At 64.4% G+C, this 20,451-nt stretch carries 21 protein-coding genes; 10 read left to right on the forward strand and 11 right to left on the reverse strand.

Annotation, left to right across the window (positions count from 1 at the left end):
• Window positions 1-278: 278 nt before the first annotated feature.
• The 5 genes from rluB to ACK56M_RS21560 form a co-directional block, all read right to left on the reverse strand.
• Entirely contained in the window at window positions 279-1,346 is a 1,068-nt protein-coding gene (rluB, locus tag ACK56M_RS21540) for a 23S rRNA pseudouridine(2605) synthase RluB (RefSeq protein ID WP_013973666.1), read from the reverse strand.
• 212 nt (window positions 1,347-1,558) lie between these two features.
• Window positions 1,559-2,329: an SMC-Scp complex subunit ScpB gene (gene scpB, locus ACK56M_RS21545; protein ID WP_191472264.1), complete on the reverse strand. Its 771-nt coding sequence runs from the start codon at window positions 2,327-2,329 to the stop codon at window positions 1,559-1,561.
• Window positions 2,316-3,041: a segregation and condensation protein A gene (locus tag ACK56M_RS21550; protein WP_161551480.1), complete on the reverse strand. Its 726-nt coding sequence runs from the start codon at window positions 3,039-3,041 to the stop codon at window positions 2,316-2,318. The genes scpB and ACK56M_RS21550 overlap by 14 nt, the downstream gene beginning before the upstream one ends.
• Window positions 3,042-3,166: 125 nt before the next feature.
• Window positions 3,167-3,796, reverse strand: a complete 630-nt coding sequence (locus ACK56M_RS21555) for an L-threonylcarbamoyladenylate synthase (protein ID WP_038408376.1) — start codon at window positions 3,794-3,796, stop codon at window positions 3,167-3,169.
• Between the two features lie 13 nt (window positions 3,797-3,809).
• Window positions 3,810-4,670 (reverse strand): PHP domain-containing protein, encoded by an 861-nt coding sequence (locus tag ACK56M_RS21560; protein ID WP_054573797.1) that lies wholly within the window; start codon window positions 4,668-4,670, stop codon window positions 3,810-3,812.
• A gap of 67 nt (window positions 4,671-4,737) precedes the next feature.
• Between ACK56M_RS21560 and ACK56M_RS21565 the strand changes: the two genes are divergently transcribed.
• The 5 genes from ACK56M_RS21565 (at window position 4,738) to ACK56M_RS21585 (ending at window position 8,427) form a co-directional block, all read left to right on the forward strand.
• On the forward strand, window positions 4,738-5,331 hold the full coding sequence (locus ACK56M_RS21565) for a septation protein A (RefSeq protein WP_003259096.1): 594 nt from the start codon (window positions 4,738-4,740) through the stop codon (window positions 5,329-5,331).
• 1 nt (window position 5,332) lies between these two features.
• On the forward strand, window positions 5,333-5,632 hold the full coding sequence (locus ACK56M_RS21570; protein WP_015271283.1) for a YciI family protein: 300 nt from the start codon (window positions 5,333-5,335) through the stop codon (window positions 5,630-5,632).
• 198 nt (window positions 5,633-5,830) lie between these two features.
• Window positions 5,831-6,508 carry a response regulator transcription factor gene (locus ACK56M_RS21575; RefSeq protein WP_013973673.1) on the forward strand — a complete coding sequence of 226 codons (678 nt, stop codon included), beginning with the start codon at window positions 5,831-5,833 and terminating at the stop codon, window positions 6,506-6,508.
• Between the two features lie 101 nt (window positions 6,509-6,609).
• Window positions 6,610-7,026: a Spy/CpxP family protein refolding chaperone gene (locus ACK56M_RS21580; RefSeq protein ID WP_013973674.1), complete on the forward strand. Its 417-nt coding sequence runs from the start codon at window positions 6,610-6,612 to the stop codon at window positions 7,024-7,026.
• 60 nt (window positions 7,027-7,086) lie between these two features.
• Window positions 7,087-8,427, forward strand: coding sequence for a sensor histidine kinase (locus tag ACK56M_RS21585; protein WP_054573796.1), 1,341 nt, complete (start codon window positions 7,087-7,089; stop codon window positions 8,425-8,427).
• 148 nt (window positions 8,428-8,575) lie between these two features.
• On the opposite strand, the gene ACK56M_RS21590 is transcribed toward ACK56M_RS21585, so the two are convergent.
• Window positions 8,576-9,133 carry a nitroreductase family protein gene (locus tag ACK56M_RS21590; protein WP_013973676.1) on the reverse strand — a complete coding sequence of 186 codons (558 nt, stop codon included), beginning with the start codon at window positions 9,131-9,133 and terminating at the stop codon, window positions 8,576-8,578.
• Between the two features lie 102 nt (window positions 9,134-9,235).
• On the opposite strand from ACK56M_RS21590, the gene ACK56M_RS21595 reads away from it, so the two are divergent.
• Window positions 9,236-10,690, forward strand: a complete 1,455-nt coding sequence (locus ACK56M_RS21595) for a TrkH family potassium uptake protein (RefSeq protein WP_411959038.1) — start codon at window positions 9,236-9,238, stop codon at window positions 10,688-10,690.
• Here the strand turns inward: ACK56M_RS21595 and ACK56M_RS21600 are convergent.
• Window positions 10,647-11,708, reverse strand: coding sequence for an AraC family transcriptional regulator (locus tag ACK56M_RS21600; protein ID WP_015271285.1), 1,062 nt, complete (start codon window positions 11,706-11,708; stop codon window positions 10,647-10,649). The two genes, ACK56M_RS21595 and ACK56M_RS21600, sit on opposite strands and share 44 nt — an antisense overlap.
• A gap of 153 nt (window positions 11,709-11,861) precedes the next feature.
• On the opposite strand from ACK56M_RS21600, the gene ACK56M_RS21605 reads away from it, so the two are divergent.
• The gene (locus ACK56M_RS21605; RefSeq protein WP_015271286.1) at window positions 11,862-12,173 is read left to right on the forward strand and encodes a DUF962 domain-containing protein; all 312 of its coding nucleotides are present in this window, start codon (window positions 11,862-11,864) and stop codon (window positions 12,171-12,173) included.
• A 41-nt stretch (window positions 12,174-12,214) separates the two neighbouring features.
• Here the strand turns inward: ACK56M_RS21605 and ACK56M_RS21610 are convergent, their stop codons facing one another.
• Window positions 12,215-13,027 carry a UDP-2,3-diacylglucosamine diphosphatase gene (locus tag ACK56M_RS21610; protein ID WP_015271287.1) on the reverse strand — a complete coding sequence of 271 codons (813 nt, stop codon included), beginning with the start codon at window positions 13,025-13,027 and terminating at the stop codon, window positions 12,215-12,217.
• 131 nt (window positions 13,028-13,158) lie between these two features.
• Between ACK56M_RS21610 and ACK56M_RS21615 the strand changes: the two genes are divergently transcribed.
• Together ACK56M_RS21615 and ACK56M_RS21620 are read left to right on the forward strand one after the other, a co-directional pair.
• Window positions 13,159-13,932 (forward strand): helix-turn-helix transcriptional regulator, encoded by a 774-nt coding sequence (locus ACK56M_RS21615; protein ID WP_015271288.1) that lies wholly within the window; start codon window positions 13,159-13,161, stop codon window positions 13,930-13,932.
• A gap of 174 nt (window positions 13,933-14,106) precedes the next feature.
• A complete protein-coding gene (locus tag ACK56M_RS21620) occupies window positions 14,107-14,997 on the forward strand; it encodes a DMT family transporter (protein ID WP_054573795.1) in 891 nt (296 codons plus the stop codon).
• A gap of 1 nt (window position 14,998) precedes the next feature.
• On the opposite strand, the gene ACK56M_RS21625 is transcribed toward ACK56M_RS21620, so the two are convergent.
• The gene (locus ACK56M_RS21625; protein WP_003259082.1) at window positions 14,999-15,280 is read right to left on the reverse strand and encodes a SelT/SelW/SelH family protein; all 282 of its coding nucleotides are present in this window, start codon (window positions 15,278-15,280) and stop codon (window positions 14,999-15,001) included.
• A gap of 67 nt (window positions 15,281-15,347) precedes the next feature.
• Between ACK56M_RS21625 and ACK56M_RS21630 the strand changes: the two genes are divergently transcribed.
• Complete coding sequence (locus tag ACK56M_RS21630; RefSeq protein ID WP_411959039.1) at window positions 15,348-17,534, forward strand: patatin-like phospholipase family protein; 2,187 nt, start codon at window positions 15,348-15,350, stop codon at window positions 17,532-17,534.
• A 129-nt stretch (window positions 17,535-17,663) separates the two neighbouring features.
• Here the strand turns inward: ACK56M_RS21630 and ACK56M_RS21635 are convergent, their stop codons facing one another.
• Window positions 17,664-18,101: a MarR family transcriptional regulator gene (locus ACK56M_RS21635; RefSeq protein WP_013973685.1), complete on the reverse strand. Its 438-nt coding sequence runs from the start codon at window positions 18,099-18,101 to the stop codon at window positions 17,664-17,666.
• Between the two features lie 150 nt (window positions 18,102-18,251).
• Window positions 18,252-20,399, reverse strand: a complete 2,148-nt coding sequence (recQ, locus tag ACK56M_RS21640) for a DNA helicase RecQ (RefSeq protein WP_061304427.1) — start codon at window positions 20,397-20,399, stop codon at window positions 18,252-18,254.
• Window positions 20,400-20,451: the final 52 nt, after the last annotated feature.

The raw sequence follows: 20,451 nt of genomic DNA on the forward strand, positions 1-20,451 counted from the left end.
AAATCCGGGCTGAAACCGACTACATTCGTACAATTTTCTTTACAGGGTGGTTCGGGAACTTGCCAGTCGTCCGAAAATTCTTTTTGTTCAATATCTTGGGGCCGCTTTGCGGCCCATCGCGACACAAGGCCGCTCCTACATGGACCGCGTCAATTTCAAATATTGCGCGGCCCTGTAGGAGCGGCCTTGTGTCGCGATGGGCTGCGCAGCAGCCGCAAATTCTCACAGCCATAAAAAAACCAGCCCGAAGGCTGGTTCTATTTCAACGCAAAGGCCAATCAGCCACGCGGTTTGCCGCGGCCACGCCCTGCCGGCTTGTCACCTTCAGGCTTGGCCGGACGCTTGCGCATCTCGCTCGGGCGTTCGGCCACGGTGCTGCCACGGCCGGTCTTGCGCGGGGCCTCTTCACGCGCCTGGCGCGCCGGGCGTTCGCCGGCAGCAGCACCTTCGTGGGCCGGGCGCAGGCTGCGCACGCGCTCGCCACGGCCCAGCGGGCGGGTCGATTTGCGCTGCAGGCGCTCCATCTTGTCCTTGGCCTTGAGCTTCATGGCTGGCAGCGCCACCGGCTGCAGGCCCACTTCAGCAGCGAGGATGTCGATTTCGCCCTGGGTCATTTCACGCCAGCGGCCCATCGGCAGGTCGGAGTTGAGGAACACCGGGCCGAAACGCACGCGCTTCAGGCGGCTGACCACCATGCCCTGGGACTCCCACAGGCGACGCACTTCACGGTTACGGCCTTCCATCACCACGCAGTGGTACCAGTGGTTGAAGCCTTCGCCACCGGGTGCCTTCTGGATGTCGGTGAACTTGGCCGGGCCATCTTCCAGCATCACGCCGGCCTTCAGGCGCTCGATCATCTCGTCGTCGACCTCACCACGCACACGTACCGCGTACTCACGGTCCATCTCGTAGGACGGGTGCATCAGGCGGTTGGCCAGTTCACCGTCGGTGGTGAACAGCAGCAGGCCGGTGGTGTTGATATCGAGGCGGCCGATGTTGATCCAGCGGCCTTCTTTCGGACGTGGCAGGCGGTCGAACACAGTCGGGCGGCCCTCCGGGTCGTCACGGGTGCAGATTTCGCCATCGGGCTTGTTGTACATGATCACCCGGCGGGTGGCCTCGGCGGCCTCTTCGCGCTTGATCAGCTTGCCATCCACGGCAATGGCGTCGTGCAGGTCGACGCGCTGGCCGAGGGTGGCCTCGACGCCGTTGACCTTGATGCGGCCCTGGCTGATCCAGGCCTCGACGTCACGGCGCGAGCCAACGCCAATGCGCGCCAGCACTTTCTGCAGCTTTTCGCCGGATGGAGGGGTGATCTCGGTATCTTGCAGGTCTTGCTCACTCATCTGGGCACCTCCCGGTGTAGGAATGAAATAAGGGTTCTGGCGACGAACGCGCCAAAAGGCCGCGCATCATACGCGGTTCGGCGTGGGAACGCACTGGAGGGTAGAGGGTTTTGTGGGCTTTGCGAGGGGTTTCTGCCTAATGGTTATGTATTGGCATGGCCGGCCCTTTCGCGGGCACGCCCGCGAAAGGGCCGGTACAGGCAACAAAGGAATCAGGGCAGTGACTTGCCCTCTTCTTCCACCGAGGCCTCAGGCTCTTCCTCGCGCAAATCATCGAAATCGGTCTTCAGCCCCTCTTCCATGGCATCCAGCTCCACCAGCAGGCTACGGAAGCTGGTCTCCTCCTTCGGCTCGGCAACCTCTTCCTCTTCCCCAAGGCTGGCATCCGCCAATGCCTGCAGGTGCGCCGGCACTGGCGCATCATCCGGGTCGAGCAGCGGCTCGGGCTCCATCTCCCGCAGCTCGGCCAAGGCCGGCAGCTCGTCCAGGCTCTTGAGGTTGAAATGGTCGAGAAACCCCTTGGTAGTGGCGAACATCGCCGGCCGCCCGGGCACTTCGCGGTAGCCGACCACGCGGATCCACTCGCGCTCCATCAGGGTCTTGATGATGTTGCTGTTCACCGCCACGCCGCGCACATCTTCGATTTCGCCACGGGTGATGGGCTGGCGGTAGGCGATCAGGGCCAGGGTTTCCAGCAGCGCGCGCGAGTAGCGCTGCGGGCGTTCTTCCCACAGGCGCCCGACCCACGGCGCAAAGTCCTCGCGAATCTGCAGGCGGTAACCGCTGGCCACCTCCTTGAGCTCGAAGGCGCGGCCGTTGCACGATTTGCCCAGCAGCTCCAGCGCCAGCCTGAAGACCTTGGGCTCCGGTCGCTCGGCTTCCTCGAACAGTTCGTACAGACGCTCCAGGGATTGCGGCTTGCCCGAAGCCAGCAGGAAAGCCTCGATCAGCGACGCGAGGTCGCGGGGTTCATTCAGGTTCATCAGGGTCTTCAACAAGCGCCGGGCGAAGCCGCACGTGGATGGCGGCGAAGGGTTCATTCTGCACCAGTTCGATCAGCGATTCCTTCACCAGCTCGAGAATCGCCATGAACGTCACCACTACGCCCAGCTTGCCCTCCTCGGCGGCGAACAGCTCGACGAACGGCACGAAACCGCCACCCTTCAGGCGTTCCAGCACCTGGCTCATGCGTTCGCGGGTGGACAAGGTCTCGCGGGTGATCTGATGGCTTTCGAACAGGTCGTTGCGGCGCATCACCTCGGCCATCGACACCAGCAGCTCTTCCAGACTGACCTGGGGCAGCAGCTTGCGCACCTTGGCCTGTGGCGCCTCCAGGCGCGGCACCACCACCTCGCGGCCGACCCGTGGCAATTCATCGATACCTTCGGCGGCAGCCTTGAAGCGCTCGTACTCCTGCAGCCGGCGAATCAGTTCGGCGCGCGGGTCACCCTCCTCCTCCTCGACCTCGGCCGAGCGCGGCAGCAACATGCGCGACTTGATCTCGGCGAGCATGGCAGCCATCACCAGGTATTCGGCGGCCAGCTCCAGGCGCACGCTCTTCATCAGCTCCACGTAGCCCATGTACTGGCGGGTGATTTCCGCCACCGGAATGTCGAGGATGTCGATGTTCTGCTTGCGGATCAGGTACAGCAACAGGTCCAGCGGGCCTTCGAAGGCTTCGAGGATGACTTCCAGAGCGTCCGGCGGGATGTACAGGTCCAGTGGCAGTTCGGTCAGGGCTTCGCCATAGACCAGTGCCAACTGCAGCTGCCGAGGCGTTTCGGCCTGCTCGGCCGGTGCCTCGGGCGTTTCCACCTGGCTCACGCGTTGACCAGGAACGGCGTGGGGTCGCCGCAGCCTTCACGGACCAGTTCCGGTTCATCACCGGACAGGTCGATGATGGTCGATGCCTTGAGGTCACCGAAACCGCCGTCGATCACAAGGTCGACATGGTGCTCCAGGCGCTCGCGGATCTCGTAAGGGTCGGTCATCGGCTCGGTGTCGCCTGGCAGGATCAGGCTCACACTCATCAACGGCTCGCCCAGTTCGGCCAGCAGGGCCAGGGTAATGGCATGGGCCGGCACCCGTAGCCCGATGGTGCGCCGTTTATCGTGCAACAGCAGGCGCGGCACTTCGCGCGTGCCGTTGAGGATGAACGTGTAAGGCCCCGGCACATGTGCCTTGAGCAGCCGGAAGGTGCCGGTGTCGACCTTGGCGTACAAACCCAGCTGCGACATGTCGCAGCACATCAGAGTGAAGTTGTGCGTCTTGTCCAGCCCGCGCAGGCGCCGCACCCGTTCGATGGCCGCCTTGTCACCCATCTGGCAACCCAGTGCATAGGCCGAATCCGTCGGGTACACCACCACACCGCCCTTGCGGATAATCTCGACGGCCTGCTTGATCAGGCGCTGCTGCGGGTTCTCCGGATGAATCTGGAAAAATTGGCTCACGTAGTCGTCCTGTTCATACCGCCAAAGGCTGTTCATGGCTGAATCGGCGCCACAGAGGTGGCAGGTCCTCGGGCAAAGGCCGGTAGGCACCGATCTCGCCCCAGGTGCCGGGGCCGTGGAAGTCACTGCCAGCGCTTGCCAGCAGGCCGAACTCACGGGTGAGGATGGACATGGTGCCCACCTGCTCGGCAGGCATCATCCCGTTGACCACTTCAAGCGCCTGCCCGCCTGCCTGAATATAGTCGGCAATCAGTCTTCTGCGCTTGCTGCGGGTCAGATCGTAGTGCATGGGATGCGCCAGGCTCACCCAAGCGTTGGACTGGCGCAGGGTCGCGACGGTTTCATCAAGGGTCGGCCAGTGCTGCTTGACGTCCCCCAGCTTGCCGGCGCCCAGCCATTTGCGAAACGCCTCGCTGCGATCCTTGACGTGCCCGGCACGCACCAGGTACTCGGCAAAATGCGGGCGCGCCGGGGCGTTGCCGCTATCGCCCAGTTCGTGCTGCACGGCGCGAGCGCCGTCGAGGGTACCGGGCATGCCCTTGGCCGCCAGCCGTTTGTCGATTTCTTCGGCGCGCAGCCAGCGGCCACGGTGCAGCGCTTCGATCGCCGCCAGCAGGGGCGGTGCGTCGAGCGGGAAGTCATAGCCCAGCACATGGATGGTCGCGCCACCCCAGGTGCACGACAGCTCCACCCCGCTGACCCAGTGCATGCCCTTGTCGCGGCACGCCTGGCGCGCCTCGGGCAGGCCTTCGATGGTGTCATGGTCGGTCAGTGCCAGCGTTTGCACCCCATGCTCATGGGCCCGGGCGACCAGTGTCGAAGGCGACAGGGCGCCGTCGGAGGCCGTGCTGTGACAGTGCAGATCAACATTCATGGAGGAGCGCTTTCGCTGGAATCGATGTTTGTTATTATGCCGTCACATCCCGATTCTGGCTGCCATTGTGAAACAATTCATCGATTTCATCCCGCTGCTGCTGTTCTTCATCGTCTACAAGCTCGACCCGCGCCCCATGGAAGTCGCCGGCCACAGCTTCGAATTCGGCGGCATCTACAGCGCCACGGCCATGCTGATCATCAGCTCGCTGGTGGTCTACGGCGCGCTGTTCCTGCGCCAGCGCAAGCTGGAAAAGGGCCAGTGGCTCACCCTGGTGGCCTGCCTGGTGTTCGGCGGCCTGACCCTGACCTTCCACAGCGAAACCTTCCTCAAGTGGAAGGCACCGGTGGTGAACTGGCTGTTCGCCCTGGGCTTCGCCGGCAGCCACTTCATCGGCGACCGGGTGCTGATCAAGCGCATCATGGGCCACGCCCTGAGCCTGCCCGATGCCATCTGGACCCGCCTGAACCTGGCCTGGATCGGCTTCTTCCTGTTCTGTGGCGCGGCCAACCTGTTCGTCGCCTTCACCTTCCAGGACTTCTGGGTCGACTTCAAGGTGTTCGGCAGCCTGGGCATGACCGTGATGTTCCTGGTAGCGCAGGGCGTGTACCTGTCGCGCCACCTGCACGACGACCCTTCTACCTCCAAACCCAAGGATTGACATGCTCTACGCCATCATCGCCAGCGACGTCGCAAACTCCCTGGAAAAGCGCCTGGCTGCCCGCCCGGCGCACATCGAACGCCTGCAGCAGCTGAAGGCCGAGGGCCGCGTGGTACTGGCCGGCCCGCACCCGGCCATCGACAGCAACGACCCTGGCGAAGCGGGTTTCAGCGGTAGCCTGATCGTTGCCGAGTTCGACTCCCTCGCCGCGGCGCAAGCCTGGGCCGATGCCGACCCCTACATTGCCGCGGGCGTGTACGACAAGGTGGTGGTCAAGCCGTTCAAGCAAGTGCTGCCTTGATCTGAGACCGCGTGTGCTTCTTCGCGGATAAACCCACAGAGACGGCGCAGGCTTCAAGCTTGCACTGCTCCTGTAGGAGCGGGTTTACCCGCGAAGAAGGCCACGCGGTACCACCAGTTATACTGTTGCCATCAGTCTGCGGTATCTTTGCCACTGGCGGGCCGAATAGCCGCCGTCAATGGTTGAATTGAGTGAGTCATGAGCGAGCTGTTACTGATAGATGATGACCAGGAGCTGTGCGAGCTGCTCGGCAGCTGGCTGACCCAGGAAGGGTTTACCGTGCGCGCCTGCCACGATGGCCAGAGCGCACGCCAGGCCTTGGCCACGCATGCCCCGGCGGCCGTGGTGCTGGACGTGATGCTGCCCGACGGCAGTGGCCTGGAACTGCTCAAGCAGTTGCGCAGCGAGCATGCCGAACTGCCGGTACTGATGCTCTCGGCCCGCGGCGAGCCGCTGGACCGCATTCTCGGCCTGGAACTGGGCGCCGACGACTACCTGGCCAAACCTTGCGACCCGCGTGAACTCACCGCTCGCCTGCGTGCCGTGCTGCGCCGCAGCCACCCCACCGCCACCACCAGCCAGGTGGAGCTGGGCGACCTGGTCTACAGCCCTGCCCGTGGCGTGGCCAGCATCGATGGCCGTGAAATGACCCTGACCCTGTCCGAAAGCCGCATTCTGGAAGCGCTGCTGCGCCAACCCGGCGAGCCGCTGGACAAGCAGGAACTGGCGCAGATCAGCCTGGGCCGCAAGCTGACCCTGTACGACCGCAGCCTGGACATGCACGTCAGTAACCTGCGCAAGAAGATCGGCCCCCACGCCGATGGCCGGCCACGCATCGTCGCCCTGCGCAGCCGTGGCTATTACTACTGCCTCTGAACATCTTTACCGAGCCTTTACCATCCGCTGACCGCGCTTGACGGTGATCTCCCTAGACTGTGCTCATCCGGTAACCACCGGCCCATGAAAGGAGAGACACCATGCGCAAGACCCTTATCGCCCTGATGTTCGCCGCCGCCCTGCCGACCGTGGCCATGGCCATGCCTGAAGGCGGCATGCGCCACGACGGCCCACATCATCGCGGTGATGCGCCCTTCCACCAGCTGGACCTGAGCCGTGACCAGCGCCAGCAGATCGGCAAGCTGATGGGCGAGCAGATGAAACAGCGCCGCGACATTACCGAGCGCTACCTGTCCAAACTGCCGGCCGCCGACCAGAAGGCGATGAAGGACGAACTGCAGGCCAACCGCGACAAGACCGACAGCGCGGTCCGCGCCCTGCTCAAGCCTGAGCAGCAGAAGAAGTTCGACGAACTGCAGAAGGAACGCGCCGCACAGAAAGCCGAGTGGCAGGAGTTCCAGGCCTGGAAAGCTGAAAAAGGCAACAAGGCCCAGTAAGCTGTCCGCCCGATGCCCGGCCCGCCTCAGTGCGAGCCGGGCTTTTCTTGTTTGCAGGAGGTGCACTTGCGTTCACTGTTCTGGCGCATCCTGGCCAGTTTCTGGCTGGCCATCACCCTGGTTGCGGGCCTGTCGATCCTGCTGGGCCACATGCTCAACCAGGACGCCTGGATCCTCAGCCGCCACCCGGGCCTGAATACCCTGGCCAGCAAGTGGGCCAAGCATTACGAACAGGAAGGCCTGGCTTCGGCACAGCATTTCCTGGAACGGCGCAAGGACCGCTACAAGATCGACGTGCAGGTGCTCGACGACAGTGGCGAAGCCGTGGTGCCCGGCACCTTCCCGCGCCGTGCGGCGGCCTTCGAGGCACGCCAGCACAATGACCAGCGGCGCCTGCCGTGGCGCCGGTTGACCGAGGAATACACCAGCCCCGACACCGGCCAGACGTACCTGCTGATCTACCGCATCCCCCACCCGGCGCTGGATGCCTGGCACCGCGAAAGCCTGCTGTGGCCGCTCAGTGCGCTGGGCATTGCCCTGGTGGTGCTGACCCTGTTCAGCCTGCTGGTGACCCTGTCCATCACCCGCCCGCTCAGCCGTCTGCGCAGCGCCGTGCATGACCTGGGCCAGACCACCTACCAGCAGAACAGCCTGGCGCAGCTGGCGGCGCGGCGTGACGAATTCGGCGTGCTGGCCAAGGACTTCAACAAGATGGGCGCGCGCCTGCAAAGCACCATCGGCAGCCAGCGCCAGTTGCTGCGCGATGTGTCCCATGAATTGCGTTCACCGCTGGCCAGGCTGCGTATTGCCCTGGCCTTGGCCGAGCGCGCCGAACCTGAGCAGCGTGAAGCGCTGTGGCCACGCCTGACCCGCGAATGCGACCGCCTGGAAGACCTGATAAGCGAAATTCTCGCCTTGGCGCGGGTCGATGCCGAACAGGCCCATGCCGAGCCGGTGGACCTCAACGCCCTGCTCGGCAGCGTGCGCAAGGATGCCCAGCTCAGCGCACCAGAGCAGGATGTGCGCCTGGAGGCTCAGCCGGGGTTGACCTTGCAAGGTTGGCCAACGCTGATCGAGCGTGCCGTGGACAACCTGCTGCGCAATGCCCTGCGCTTCAACCCGCAGGGCCAGCCGATCGAAGTCAGCGCCGCGCGCGAGCAGGACCGTATCCTGATCAGCGTGCGTGACCATGGGCCGGGGGCGGCGGCGGAGCACCTTGCGCAGTTGGGGGAACCGTTCTTCCGTGCGCCGGGGCAGGATGCGCCGGGACATGGGCTGGGGCTGGCGATTGCACGCAAGGCGGCGGAGCGACACGGTGGCAGCCTGGTACTGGAGAACCATCCACAGGGGGGCTTCGTGGCGCGGCTGGAGTTGCCTGTGACTGAAGCGACAGGCAGTTGATTTGATGTAAATGCTCCCGGCCTCTTCGCGGGTAAACCCGCTCCCACAGGTAACCGTGCAAGGCCTGAAACTTGCGCCACACCTGTGAGAGCGGGTTTACCCGCGAAAGGGCCGGATGCCTTGATACGGCAATCAGCCCCAGGCCGCGCTATTCACCCCAGGCACTGACGAAATCAGCAGTTTCCAGAATCGGCGCGGTGCGCGGCTCGGTCAGCGGCGTACCCACATACAGGTAACCGATCAGCTCCTCGTTCGCAGCCAGCCCCAGGCCCTTGTGCACATGGGCATCGAAAGCCATGTCCCCGGTGCGCCATACCGCACCGATACCTTGCGCATGCGCCGCAATCAGGATGCCGTGCGCGGCACAGCCCGCCGCCAGCCGCTGCTCGGACTTGGGCACCTTGAAGTGGTCCTGCAGCTTGGCAATCACCACGATCAGCAACGGCGCCCGCAGCGGCATGGCGCGGGCCTTGTCCAGGGCAGCCTGGGTGGCATCCCCCTTGTGCTGCAGCGCTTCGGCGAACAGCTCACCCAGCTTCTCGCGGCCCTGGCCTTCGATGGTGAGAAAGCGCCACGGCCGCAGCTGGCCGTGGTCCGGGGCGCGCAGGGCGGCCTGGAACAGCGCCTCGCGCTGGGCGGCATTGGGCGCCGGGTCGGTCAGGCGTGGCACGGAAACACGGTTGAGCAATGCGTCGAGAGCCTCCATCGGCTACCCTCCTGGCAGGTAAATGTGCGGCCATTCTAGCGTTTACATCACCAGACCCATAGGTAGAATGGCGCCCTTCCGTTTAGAGTCAGAGCAGATCACATGGCGTTGCCGACCTTAAGGATCATTGGTTTCATCATCGGCATCTTCCTGATTACCCTCGCCGTCAGCATGGCCGTGCCCATGGCGACCCTGGTGATCTTCGAACGCACCCGTGACATGCCGTCGTTCCTCTGGTCGAGCCTGATCACCTTCATCGCCGGCCTGGCCCTGGTGCTTCAGGGTCGCCCCGAGCATGTGCACCTGCGCCCGCGCGACATGTACCTGCTGACCGTCAGCAGCTGGCTGGTGGTGTGCGTGTTCGCCGCCCTGCCTTTCCTGCTGACCCAGCACATCAGCTACACCGACGCCTTCTTCGAGAGCATGTCGGGCATCACCGCCACCGGTGCCACCGTACTCAGCGGGCTGGACAACATGTCACCGGGCATCCTGATGTGGCGGTCGATGCTGCACTGGCTCGGCGGCATCGGCTTCATCGGCATGGCGGTAGCGATCCTGCCGCTGCTGCGCATCGGTGGCATGCGCCTGTTCCAGACCGAATCATCCGACCGTTCGGAGAAGGTAATGCCGCGCTCGCACATGGTCGCCAAGTCGATCGTGGGGGTATACGTCGGCTTCTCGATCCTGGGCGCGCTGGGCTTCTGGTGGGCCGGCATGAGCCCGTTCGATGCGATCAACCACGCCATGTCGGCGATTTCCACTGGCGGGTTTTCCACCTCCGACCAGTCGCTGGCCAAGTGGGATATCCCGGCCGTGCACTGGGTCGCGGTGGTGGTGATGATCCTCGGCAGCCTGCCCTTCACCCTTTACGTGGCGACCCTGCGCGGCAACCGCAAGGCACTGATCCGCGACCAGCAGGTGCAGGGTTTGCTGGGCTTGCTGGTGGTTACCTGGCTGGTGCTCGGCACCTGGTACTGGGCCACCACCAACCTGCACTGGCTCGACGCCCTGCGCCACGTGGCGCTGAATGTGACTTCGGTGGTCACCACCACCGGCTTCGCCCTGGGTGACTACAGCCTGTGGGGCAACTTCTCGCTGATGCTGTTCTTCTACCTGGGCTTCGTCGGTGGCTGCTCCGGCTCGACGGCTGGTGGTATCAAGATCTTCCGCTTCCAGGTCGCCTACATCCTGCTCAAGGCCAGCCTCAATCAGCTGATCCACCCACGTGCGGTGATCAAGCAGAAGTACAACGGCCACCGCCTTGACGAAGAAATCGTGCGTTCGATCCTGACCTTCTCGTTCTTCTTCGCCATCACCATCTGCGTCATGGCGCTGCTGCTGTCTTTGCTTGGCGTGGACTGGATGACCGCCCTGACCGGCGCTGCGGGTACGGTTTCGGGTGTGGGGCCGGGCCTGGGTGAAGTGATCGGCCCATCGGGCAACTACGCCACGCTGCCGGATGCTGCCAAGTGGATTCTCGCCAGCGGCATGTTGCTCGGCCGATTGGAAATCATCACCGTGCTAGTGTTGTGCATGCCGGCGTTCTGGCGCCATTGACCACCTCCGGCTCGGCGCCCAGGCGGGCGCGGTACTCACTGGGCGTGACATGGAACCAGCGGCGAAACGCACGGTAGAAATTGCTGGGGTCGGCAAAACCCAGCAGGTAAGCGGTTTCCAGCAGGGTCATGCCCGGCTGCGCCAGGTACTGTTCGGCCAGTTCGCGGCGGGTGTCGTCAAGCAGGGTCTGGAAGCTGGTGCCCTCCTCCTGCAGCCGCCGCTGCAAGGTGCGCTGCGACAGGTGCAGGGCCTGGGCCAGGGTTTCGCGCTTGGGCTCGCCCTGCGGCAGGATGCGGCACAGTACCTGGCGCACCCGGTGGGTGACCCGGCTTTCCGAGAAACGCGCCAGGTATTCGCCGGCAAAACGGTCATGCAGTATCGCCATGGCTTCATTGGCGGTGGGCAGCGGTGCCTCCATGTCGGCGCGCTCGAACACCAACGCATCGTGCGGCGCACCGAACACCAGCGGCGAATGGAACGCCACCTTGTAGGGTTCGATATTCTTTGGCTGCGGCCCTTGCACCAGCACCCGGCGCGGTTGCACCGGGCGACCGCTCAGCCAGCTGCACAGCGCCAGCGCACAGGCCAGCGATGCTTCGGCGCTGTGCCGGGTCGGTGGCAAGTGGTCGCCGTGTACGGTCAGGATCAGCGAATAGCCCTCGGGGCCGAGGACGAAGCTGAGGTCGGAGCTTTCGGCAATGATGCGCTGGTAACGCACCAGGCGCTCGAAGCCTTCGGCCAGGGTGCGGCTGGACATCAACGCATAACCCACCACATGGAACGATGCCGGGCGCACCACCCGCGCCATGTTCAGGCCTATGGCCTCGTTGCCCGACAGCTCTACCGCCAGTTGCCACAGCCGGGTCATGGAGTCCTGGGGGAAGCGCGCGTCGGGGTCGTCGAGGGCAGCGAAATCCAGCCCCAGCTGCTTGAACATGGCCCGGCAGTCCAGCCCTTCCAGTTCGAGTGCCTTCACGATCCCTGATGCCCAGCTGGCTGACGTGGTTCTTTCGCTCATGACAGGCTTCTTATGCTGACCGCTCCTGCGGTGAACCCCAAGGATATTCAATTGGCGCCTATTGTCACTGATAGGCTTCGCCAGTCACTCTAGACTCGAATCAGGCTCCACGCCGTGCATCTTGTCCAGAAGTGTTAATCCCGGAGCACTGTCATGAACCGCACAGCGCAGTTTCGCAGTTTTGCCGAGTTCTACCCTTACTACCTGGGGGAGCACAGCAACCCCACCTGCCGCCGCCTGCACTTCGTCGGCACCAGCCTGGTGATAGCCCTGCTGGCCTACACCATCGGCAGTGGCAAATGGTTGTTGCTGCTGGCCTTGCCCGTGTTCGGCTACGGCTTTGCCTGGGTCGGGCATTTCTTTTTCGAAAAGAACCGGCCTGCAACCTTTACCCATCCGCTGTATAGCCTGATCGGGGATTTCGTGATGTTCAGGGATATCCTGCTGGGCAAGATCAGCCTGTAGATCTTTTGGGGCTGCTTTGCGGCCCCCAGGGCCCTCAAGCCCTACGCCGGTTCGCGCACCGCCGCCGCTGCTTGCGCCTCCCGCGCCTGTGCCTCGGCCAACCGGTACAGCTCGATCGTGCCATCCCAATGCTCGATCAGCGCCGTGCACGACTCCACCCAATCCCCGCAATTGAGGTACTCCACTTCCCCCACCTGGCGAATCTCGGCATGGTGGATATGCCCGCACACCACCCCATGAAAACCGCGACGGGTGCACTCGTGGGCAATGGCATCCTCGAAGTCGCTGATGAAGTTCACCGCGCCTTTGACCTTGTGCTTCAGGTACGCCGACAGCGACCAATAGCCGTATCCATAGCGGGCACGCCAGCGGTTGAGCCAGCGGTTGAGCACCAGGGTGAATTCGTAGGCACGGTCACCGAGGAACGCCAGCCAGCGGTGGTAACGGGTAATCACGTCGAACTGGTCGCCATGGATCACCAGCAGGCGGCGGCCATCGGCGGTAAGGTGCTCGGCCTCGTCCACCAGTTGGATGTTGCCGAGTATCAGCCTGGAGTAACGGCGCAGGAATTCGTCATGGTTGCCGGTGACGTAGATCACCTCGGTGCCCCGCTTGCTCATGGTCAACAGGCGGCGAATCACGTTGGTGTGGGCTTGAGGCCAGTAGATACCACCGCGCAGCTTCCAGCCATCGATGATATCGCCCACCAGGTAGATACGGTTGGCCTGGTAGCCCTTGAGGAACTGCGACAGGTGTTCGGCCTGGCAGTCGCGGGTGCCCAGGTGCACATCGGAAATCCACAGGGTACGCACGCGTTGCTTGCGCGAGGGACGTGACAGTTCGGCATGGGTCATGGGCAGGCTCCGACGCAGTTTGCTGGAGACTGGCAGGCGCGAATGACAGATCGGTGGCAAAACCGTTACGAGTGATGGACCGCGAGGAATGAGGCACAATGCGCCTCTGCCCTGCGAGGACGCCTCTCCCCATGACCGCCGGCCCGATCCTCTCGCTGCGCCATTACCGCGACAGCCTGATCGCCCACAGCCACGAACACCCGCAACTGGTGTTCGGCCTGCGCGGTCGTCTGGACTTCGAGGTGCAGGGACATGGCGCCGGGATCGATCGACAGGGGTTGATCGTGGTACCGGCGGGCGCCCATCACACCTGCGCCAGCGATGGCGGCAGCGATTGCCTGGTGCTGGATGTACCAGGGGACCATTGGTTGCGCGAGCAACTGGGCGAACATGCAGATGCCAGCCGCCGCCTGCTCGACCGCCCCGCCGCCCTGGGCCTGGATGAGCGCCAGCAACAGTTGGTGGACTGGCTGGCGACCAGCCCCATGCACGACCCGCTGATTGCCCGACAAGGGGCAGCGCTGCTGCTGGCCAGCCTCAACCCCACGGCGGCCGCCAGCGTCACAGCCAGCCAGCGTCTGCCCTACGCCGCCTTCGACGCACATATCGAGCGGCATGCCGCCTACCCGCTGCAAGTGGCTGACCTGGCGCGCATCGCCGGGTTGTCCAGCGCCCGCCTGCATGCGCGCTTTACTGCGGAATGCGGTATGACGCCGATGGACTACATTCGCCAGCGGCGCTTGCTCAAGGCGCGACGGCTGGTGATGCAGACCTTGCTACCGATGGGGGAGATTGCGGCGCAGGTGGGGTACAGCTCGCAAAGTGCGTTTTCGGCGGCGATGTTGCGGGCGTTCGGGTGTACGCCGCTAGCTTTGCGGCGAGAGTCTGGCGACAAACCACACTAGCCTTGCGACAGAATGCATTCTCCTGAGCCTATACACTTGGCCTGTGCCGGCCCTTTCGCGGGTAAACCCGCTCCCACAGGTGCTGCAAAGGCTTCGAAAGCGGTGCAGTAGCTGTGCGGGTTTACCCGCGAAGAGGCCGGCACAGCCAGTAGAGATCTTGAGCAAGGACCACCCATGAACCACCGCACCGCCCTCGGCGCCCTGCACATCGGCGCGCTGTTCTTCGGCCTCACCGGCGTCTTCGGCAAACTGGCCACCAGCGCCAGCCCGGCGATCATCGTCTTCGGCCGCGCCGCCTTCGCCGTGCTCGCCCTGGCCCTGTTCGCCAGCCTGGCCGGCCCGGGCTGGCAACGCCTGAGCGGCCAGGACACTCGCCGCCTGCTGCTCGGTGGCGTGCTGCTGGCCGGCCACTGGGTCAGCTTCTTCATCGCGGTAAAGGTTGCCGGCGTGGCCATCGCCACCCTCGGTTTCGCCAGCTTCCCGGCCTTTACCGTGATCCTCGAGGGCCTGCTGTTCCGCGAACGCATCCGCCGCAATGAGGCTTTGCTGGTACTGCTGGTCAGCATCGGCCTGGTACTGGTCACGCCGGCATTCGACCTGGCGAGTGAAGCCACCGGTGGCCTGCTCTGGTCATTGCTGTCGGGGCTGCTGTTCTCCCTGCTGTCACTCACCAACCGCGCAGGCTCCGGCCGCCTGCCTGCAGTGCAGGCGGCGCTGTGGCAGAACCTGGTAGTGGGCCTGTGCCTGCTGCCGTTCGCGGCGCCGGACCTGGCCGGCGTAACTACCATGGACTGGCTGTGGATCGCCCTGCTCGGCATCTTCTGCACCGGCGTGGCGCACAGCCTGTTCGTCGCCAGCCTGTCGGTGATCAAGGCGCGCACCGCCGCCGTGGTGTTCGGCATGGAGCCGGTCTACGGCATCGCCGTGGCCTGGGTGGTGTTCGCCGAAACCCCCACCCTGCGCATGCTGCTGGGCGGTGCACTGATCATCTTCGCCATCGTGCTTTCCAGCCGCCTGGCCGCCGAACAACCGCCCAGGCAGCGGCCACTGGCCGAAAGCGCCTGATTCAGCGGTCGTTGTGACCCAGGTCACGCTGCGGGTCGATCTGGTCGCGCACCCGCTGCTTCAGCACCTTGGCTTCGGGGAAGCCACCGTCGGCTTTGCGCTCCCAGATCTGCACGCCATTGCAGGTAATGCGGAAGATACCGCCGGTGCCAGGCTCCAGGGCCACTCGGCCGAGGTCGTCGGCAAAGGTGCTGAGCAGTTCCTGGGCCAACCAGGCGGCCCTCAGCAGCCATTGGCACTGGGTGCAATACGTGATGACAATTTCCGGTTTGCTGTCGGCCATGGTGAGGCATCTCCAGATGAGGGGCCGCTTATACTAGCCGTCTTTAGCCCACGGTTTGAGACTCACGATGCGCCGTTTGCTGTTCTGTTTCCTGCTCACCCTCTCCTCCTTCACAGCATTCGCCGCCGAACCGGCCAGGCCCAAGGTTGGCCTGGTGCTGTCGGGGGGCGCGGCCCGCGGCCTGACCCATATCGGTGTGCTCAAGGCCCTGGAGGAACAGGGGGTACGCATCGACGCTATCGCAGGCACCAGCATGGGGGCGGTGATAGGCGGCCTGTATGCCTCTGGCTACAGCGTCGAAGAGCTGGAAAAGCTTGCCACCACCCTCGACTGGCAACAGGCGCTGTCCGATGCCCCGCCGCGCAAGGACGTGCCGTTCCGGCGCAAGCAGGATGACCGCGACTTTCTGGTCAAACAGAAGCTCAGCTTTCGCGACGACGGCAGCCTGGGCCTGCCGCTGGGGGTGATCCAGGGCCAGAACCTGGCGCTGCTGCTGGAAAGCAAGCTGGCGCACACCGCCGACACCCGTGACTTCGACAAGCTGCCAATCCCCTTCCGCGCCGTGGCCACCGACATTGCCAGTGGCGAAAAGGTGGTGTTCCGCCGTGGCCACCTGCCCCAGGTGATCCGCGCCAGCATGTCGATCCCGGCGGTGTTCGCCCCGGTCGAGCTGGACGGCCGGCTGCTGGTGGACGGCGGCATGGTCGACAACATCCCGGTGGACGTCGCCCGCGAAATGGGTGTGGACCTGGCCATCGTGGTCGACATCGGCACGCCGCTGCGTGACCGCAAGCAGCTGGCCACGGTGGTCGACGTGCTCAATCAGTCGATCACCCTGATGACCCGGCGCAACTCGGAAGAACAACTGGCCAGCCTGCACCGCGACGACATTCTCATCCAGCCACCGCTGACCGCCTTTGGCGTCACCGACTTTGGCCGCGCCAAGGAAATGATCGAGGCCGGCTACCGCGCCACCCGCCTGCTCGACCCGCGCCTTGTCGCCCTGCGCCAGCCCGAAGGTGACAGCAGCCTGGCCGTGGCCCGCTCGCCACGCCAGCGCACGCCAACGATAACCGCGATCAGGATCGAGAACGACTCCAAGGTCAGCGACGAGGTCATCCGCTCGTACATCCGCCAGCCGATCGGTGCGCCGCTGGAGCTAGGCCGCCTGCAGACCGACATGGGCACGCTGTACGGACTGGACTACTTCGACCGGGTGCAGTACCGCGTGGTGCACAAGGGCGACGACAACACCCTGGTGATCAACGCCCGGGGCCGACGCGGTGGCACCGACTACCTGCGCCTGGGCCTGAACCTGTCGGACGACCTGCGCGGCGACAGCGCCTTCAATCTGGGCGCCAGCTACCGGGTAAACGGCATCAACAGCCTCGGCGCCGAATGGCTGACCCGTGGCCAGATCGGCGACCAGCAGGAGTTGTACAGCGAGTTCTACCAGCCGCTGGACGTGGGCTCGCGCTATTTCATCGCACCGTACCTGGACTTCAGCTCGCAGAACATCGAAGCCACCCTGGACAACGACCCGGTAGCCGAGTACCGCCTGGAGCGTTACGGTTTTGGCCTTAACGTGGGGCGGCAGATCGGTACCAACGGTGAAGTGCGCCTGGGCGTGGGCAAGGCCTGGGGCGAGGCCGAGGTGCGCATCGGCGACCAGGACCTGCCCAAGGTCAGTTTCAACGAAGGTTTCTACGAGCTGAAGTACTCGTTCGACACCCTGGACAATGTGTACTTCCCGCACAGCGGCGAGGATATCGGCCTGACCTTGCGCAAGTATGACCAGTCTCTGGATTCTGACCAGGATTACCGGCAGTGGATGTTCAACCTGGACAAGGCCATCAGCAGCGGGCCGAACACCTTCGTTCTGGGCGGGCGCTACGGGCGCACGCTGGATGATACCGAGGTGGTGACGTCGAGCTTCGTGCTGGGTGGCGCGCGGGAGCTGTCAGGCTTTCGCCAGGACTCGGTGTCGGGGCAGAACGTGAGCCTGATGCGCATGGTCTACTACCGCCGCCTGACGCCACGGGCCTACGTACCGCTGGACTTCCCGCTGTACATCGGCGGGTCGCTGGAGCGAGGGCGGGCGTGGAACAACGACAACGAGTTCGACAGTGGGTACATCAATGCGGCGAGCATCTTCCTGGGGCTGGAGACGCCGCTGGGGCCCTTGAACTTCACTTATGGTGCCAACAGTGCGCATGAGCAGGCGGTGTACCTGAACCTTGGGCATACCTTCTAGGGCCTGCACTGAACCTGTAGGAGCAGCCTTGTGCTGCGAAGAGGCAGGTTTGACAGAAGATGTTCTGTGCCTGGAATGACCTCTTCGCAGCACAAGGCTGCTCCTACAACGATCGCGGGTGCAGGTTGATCAGGATTTCTCCAGGTTGGCCAGGATCTTGGCATGCACCCGCATGCACACCTGCAGCTCCGCCTCATCCACCCCGGTGAACAGCTCTACCCGCAGTTGATTGGCAATGGTCTCGATCTGGTCGATCAGCGGCTTGGCCGGCGGGCACAGCACAATTTTCTTCGCCCGTCGGTCCTCCAGCACCGCCTGCCGGCGTACCAGCCCCTGCGCTTCCAGGCTATCGAGCAGGCGCGCCAGGGTCGGGCCTTCGACGCCCACGCTCTGGGCCAGCTCACGCTGGGTCGGGGCCTCTTCGAAACGGGCCAGGTGCAGCAACACCAGCCAACGTGCCTGTGACAGGTTGAGCCCGGCCAGGCGGCGGTCCAGCTCGGCACGCCAACCCCGGGACATCTGGGCCAGCTGCATGCCGAAGCGGTGTTGGTTGTCGGTCAGGGGCATAAGCAACTCATTGAATAGATCTAATTATTAGGCAGCTAACCATGGCCCGCCCCACGAGGCAAGGCTCGGGCACCCTGGAATATTCGATAATCGTCAAAAAACATGACAAAGGTCAGCAGATGGCAGTTCTGCCTCCGATCCTGTCACCACTTACAGCTCGAACTCGGCCGCCAGCGCAGCCCGCACGCAGTACAGCACGCCCTCCGGCACCCGCCCCCCGAACAGCGGCACGATCGCAGGCACCGGTGGCAGCTCGCCCTCGCCATCGAGGAAGGCATCCTGCACTTCCATCAACAGGTCTTCCGGCAGGTCCAGGGCCTGCTCGAGGCTCAGTTCCTGGCGGCCCAGCGCCTCGGCCAGCAGGCTGTAGACGTTCTTCTCGCTGCAGTTGAGCTGGCCGGCGATCTGCGCCGGGGTCATGCCGGCGCGTGCCAGGCTGACCAGTTCGTGGCGCAGGTCGAGCACCACTTTCGGTGCTTCGTCGGTGCCACCGCTATTGTTCAGCACCTCGAGGAAGGCCTGGCCATAACGCTCCAGCTTGCGCGCACCCACGCCGCTGACCTGGGCCATGTCGCTGAGGCTGACCGGCTGGCTGCGCAGCATCTCCAGCAGCGTCGAGTCGGGGAAGATGACATAGGGCGGCACGCTGTGCTCCTCGGCCAGCTTGCGCCGCAGGGTACGCAGTGCTTCCCACAGCTCGCGCTCTTCGGCACGCACCAGCTGGCTGGCCGGGCTGCCGCCACTGGACGACGACGTCCTGGCGGTGGTCTGCGGCTTGAGGTCACGGCGCAGCTGCAAGGTCACCTCGCCCCGCAGCAGCGGCCGGCAGCTGTCGGACAGGCGCAGGCCACCGTAGCCTTCCAGGTCGATGTCGACCAGGCCGCGCGCCACCAGCTGACGGAACAGCGAACGCCACTCGACCTCGGCCAGCCCCTTGCCGACGCCAAAAACCGAGAGTTTTTCGTGGCCGAAATTGCGCACCTTTTCGGTGTCCTTGCCCAGCAGCACGTCGACCAGGTGCCCGACGCCGTAGCGCTGGCCGGTGCGGAACACCGCCGACAGCGCCTGGCGGGCAGGCTCGGTGGCATCCCAGGTCTGCACCTGGTCGACACAGTTGTCACAGTGCCCGCACGGTTGCTCGAGGGTTTCGTCGAAATAGGCCAGCAGTGACTGGCGGCGGCAGCGGGTTTCTTCGCACAGGGCCAGCATGGCATCGAGCTTGTGCTGCTCGATGCGCTTGTGGCGCTCGTCCCCTTCGGAGTTCTGCAGCATCTGCTTGAGCATGACCATGTCCTGCAGCCCGTAGGCCATCCAGGCATCGGACGGCAGCCCGTCACGGCCGGCACGGCCGGTCTCCTGGTAGTACGCCTCGAGCGACTTGGGCAGGTCAAGGTGGGCAACAAAACGCACGTTCGGCTTGTCGATGCCCATGCCGAAGGCAATGGTGGCGACCATGATCAGGCCTTCCTCGTTGAGGAAACGGTGCTGGTTGGCCGCGCGCGTCTCGGCTGCCAGGCCGGCATGATACGGCAGCGCCGGGAAGCCCTGGTCACAGAGGAAGGCAGCGGTTTCGTCGACCTTCTTGCGTGACAGGCAATAAACGATACCGGCGTTGCCGCGGCGTTCGCCGAGGAAGGCCATCAGCTGCTTGCGCGGCGCCTCCTTGGGCACGATGCGGTAGAAGATGTTGGGCCGGTCGAAACTCGACAGGAAGCGTTCGGCGCCTTGCAGGTGCAGGCGCTGGACGATCTCTTCACGGGTGCGCATGTCGGCGGTGGCGGTCAGCGCTATGCGCGGCACATGCGGGAACAGCTCGGCCAACTGGCCCAGTTGCAGGTATTCGGGGCGGAAATCGTGGCCCCATTGCGACACGCAGTGGGCCTCGTCGATGGCGAACAGCGAGATATCCAGATCACGCAGGAAGTCGAGCATGCGCGGCTGCACCAGGCGTTCCGGTGCCAGGTACAGCATCTTCACTTCGCCACGGCGCAGGCGCCCGGCCAGGTCACGCTGCTGCTCGGGGGTCAGCGTGGAGTTCAGCGCGGCAGCCGGCACACCCAGTTCGTCGAGCGTGGCGACCTGGTCGTCCATCAGCGCGATCAGTGGCGAGACCACCACTGTCAGGCCCGGACGCAGCAGCCCCGGCACCTGGAAACACAACGACTTGCCGCCGCCGGTGGGCATCAGCACCAGGGCATCGCCGCCATTAGCCACGCAGTCGATGATCGCTGCCTGGCGCCCGCGGAAACTGTCGTAGCCAAAGACGTCCTTGAGAACGCGCTGAGCCTGTTCGAGCATGTGCAACTCCACAAATCGCCGTACCATCCCGGATACAGGCTGGACGAAAAAC

It is taken from the genome of Pseudomonas sp. s4 (assembly GCF_046764235.1).
Taxonomy (GTDB): Bacteria; Pseudomonadota; Gammaproteobacteria; order Pseudomonadales; family Pseudomonadaceae; genus Aquipseudomonas; species Aquipseudomonas asiatica.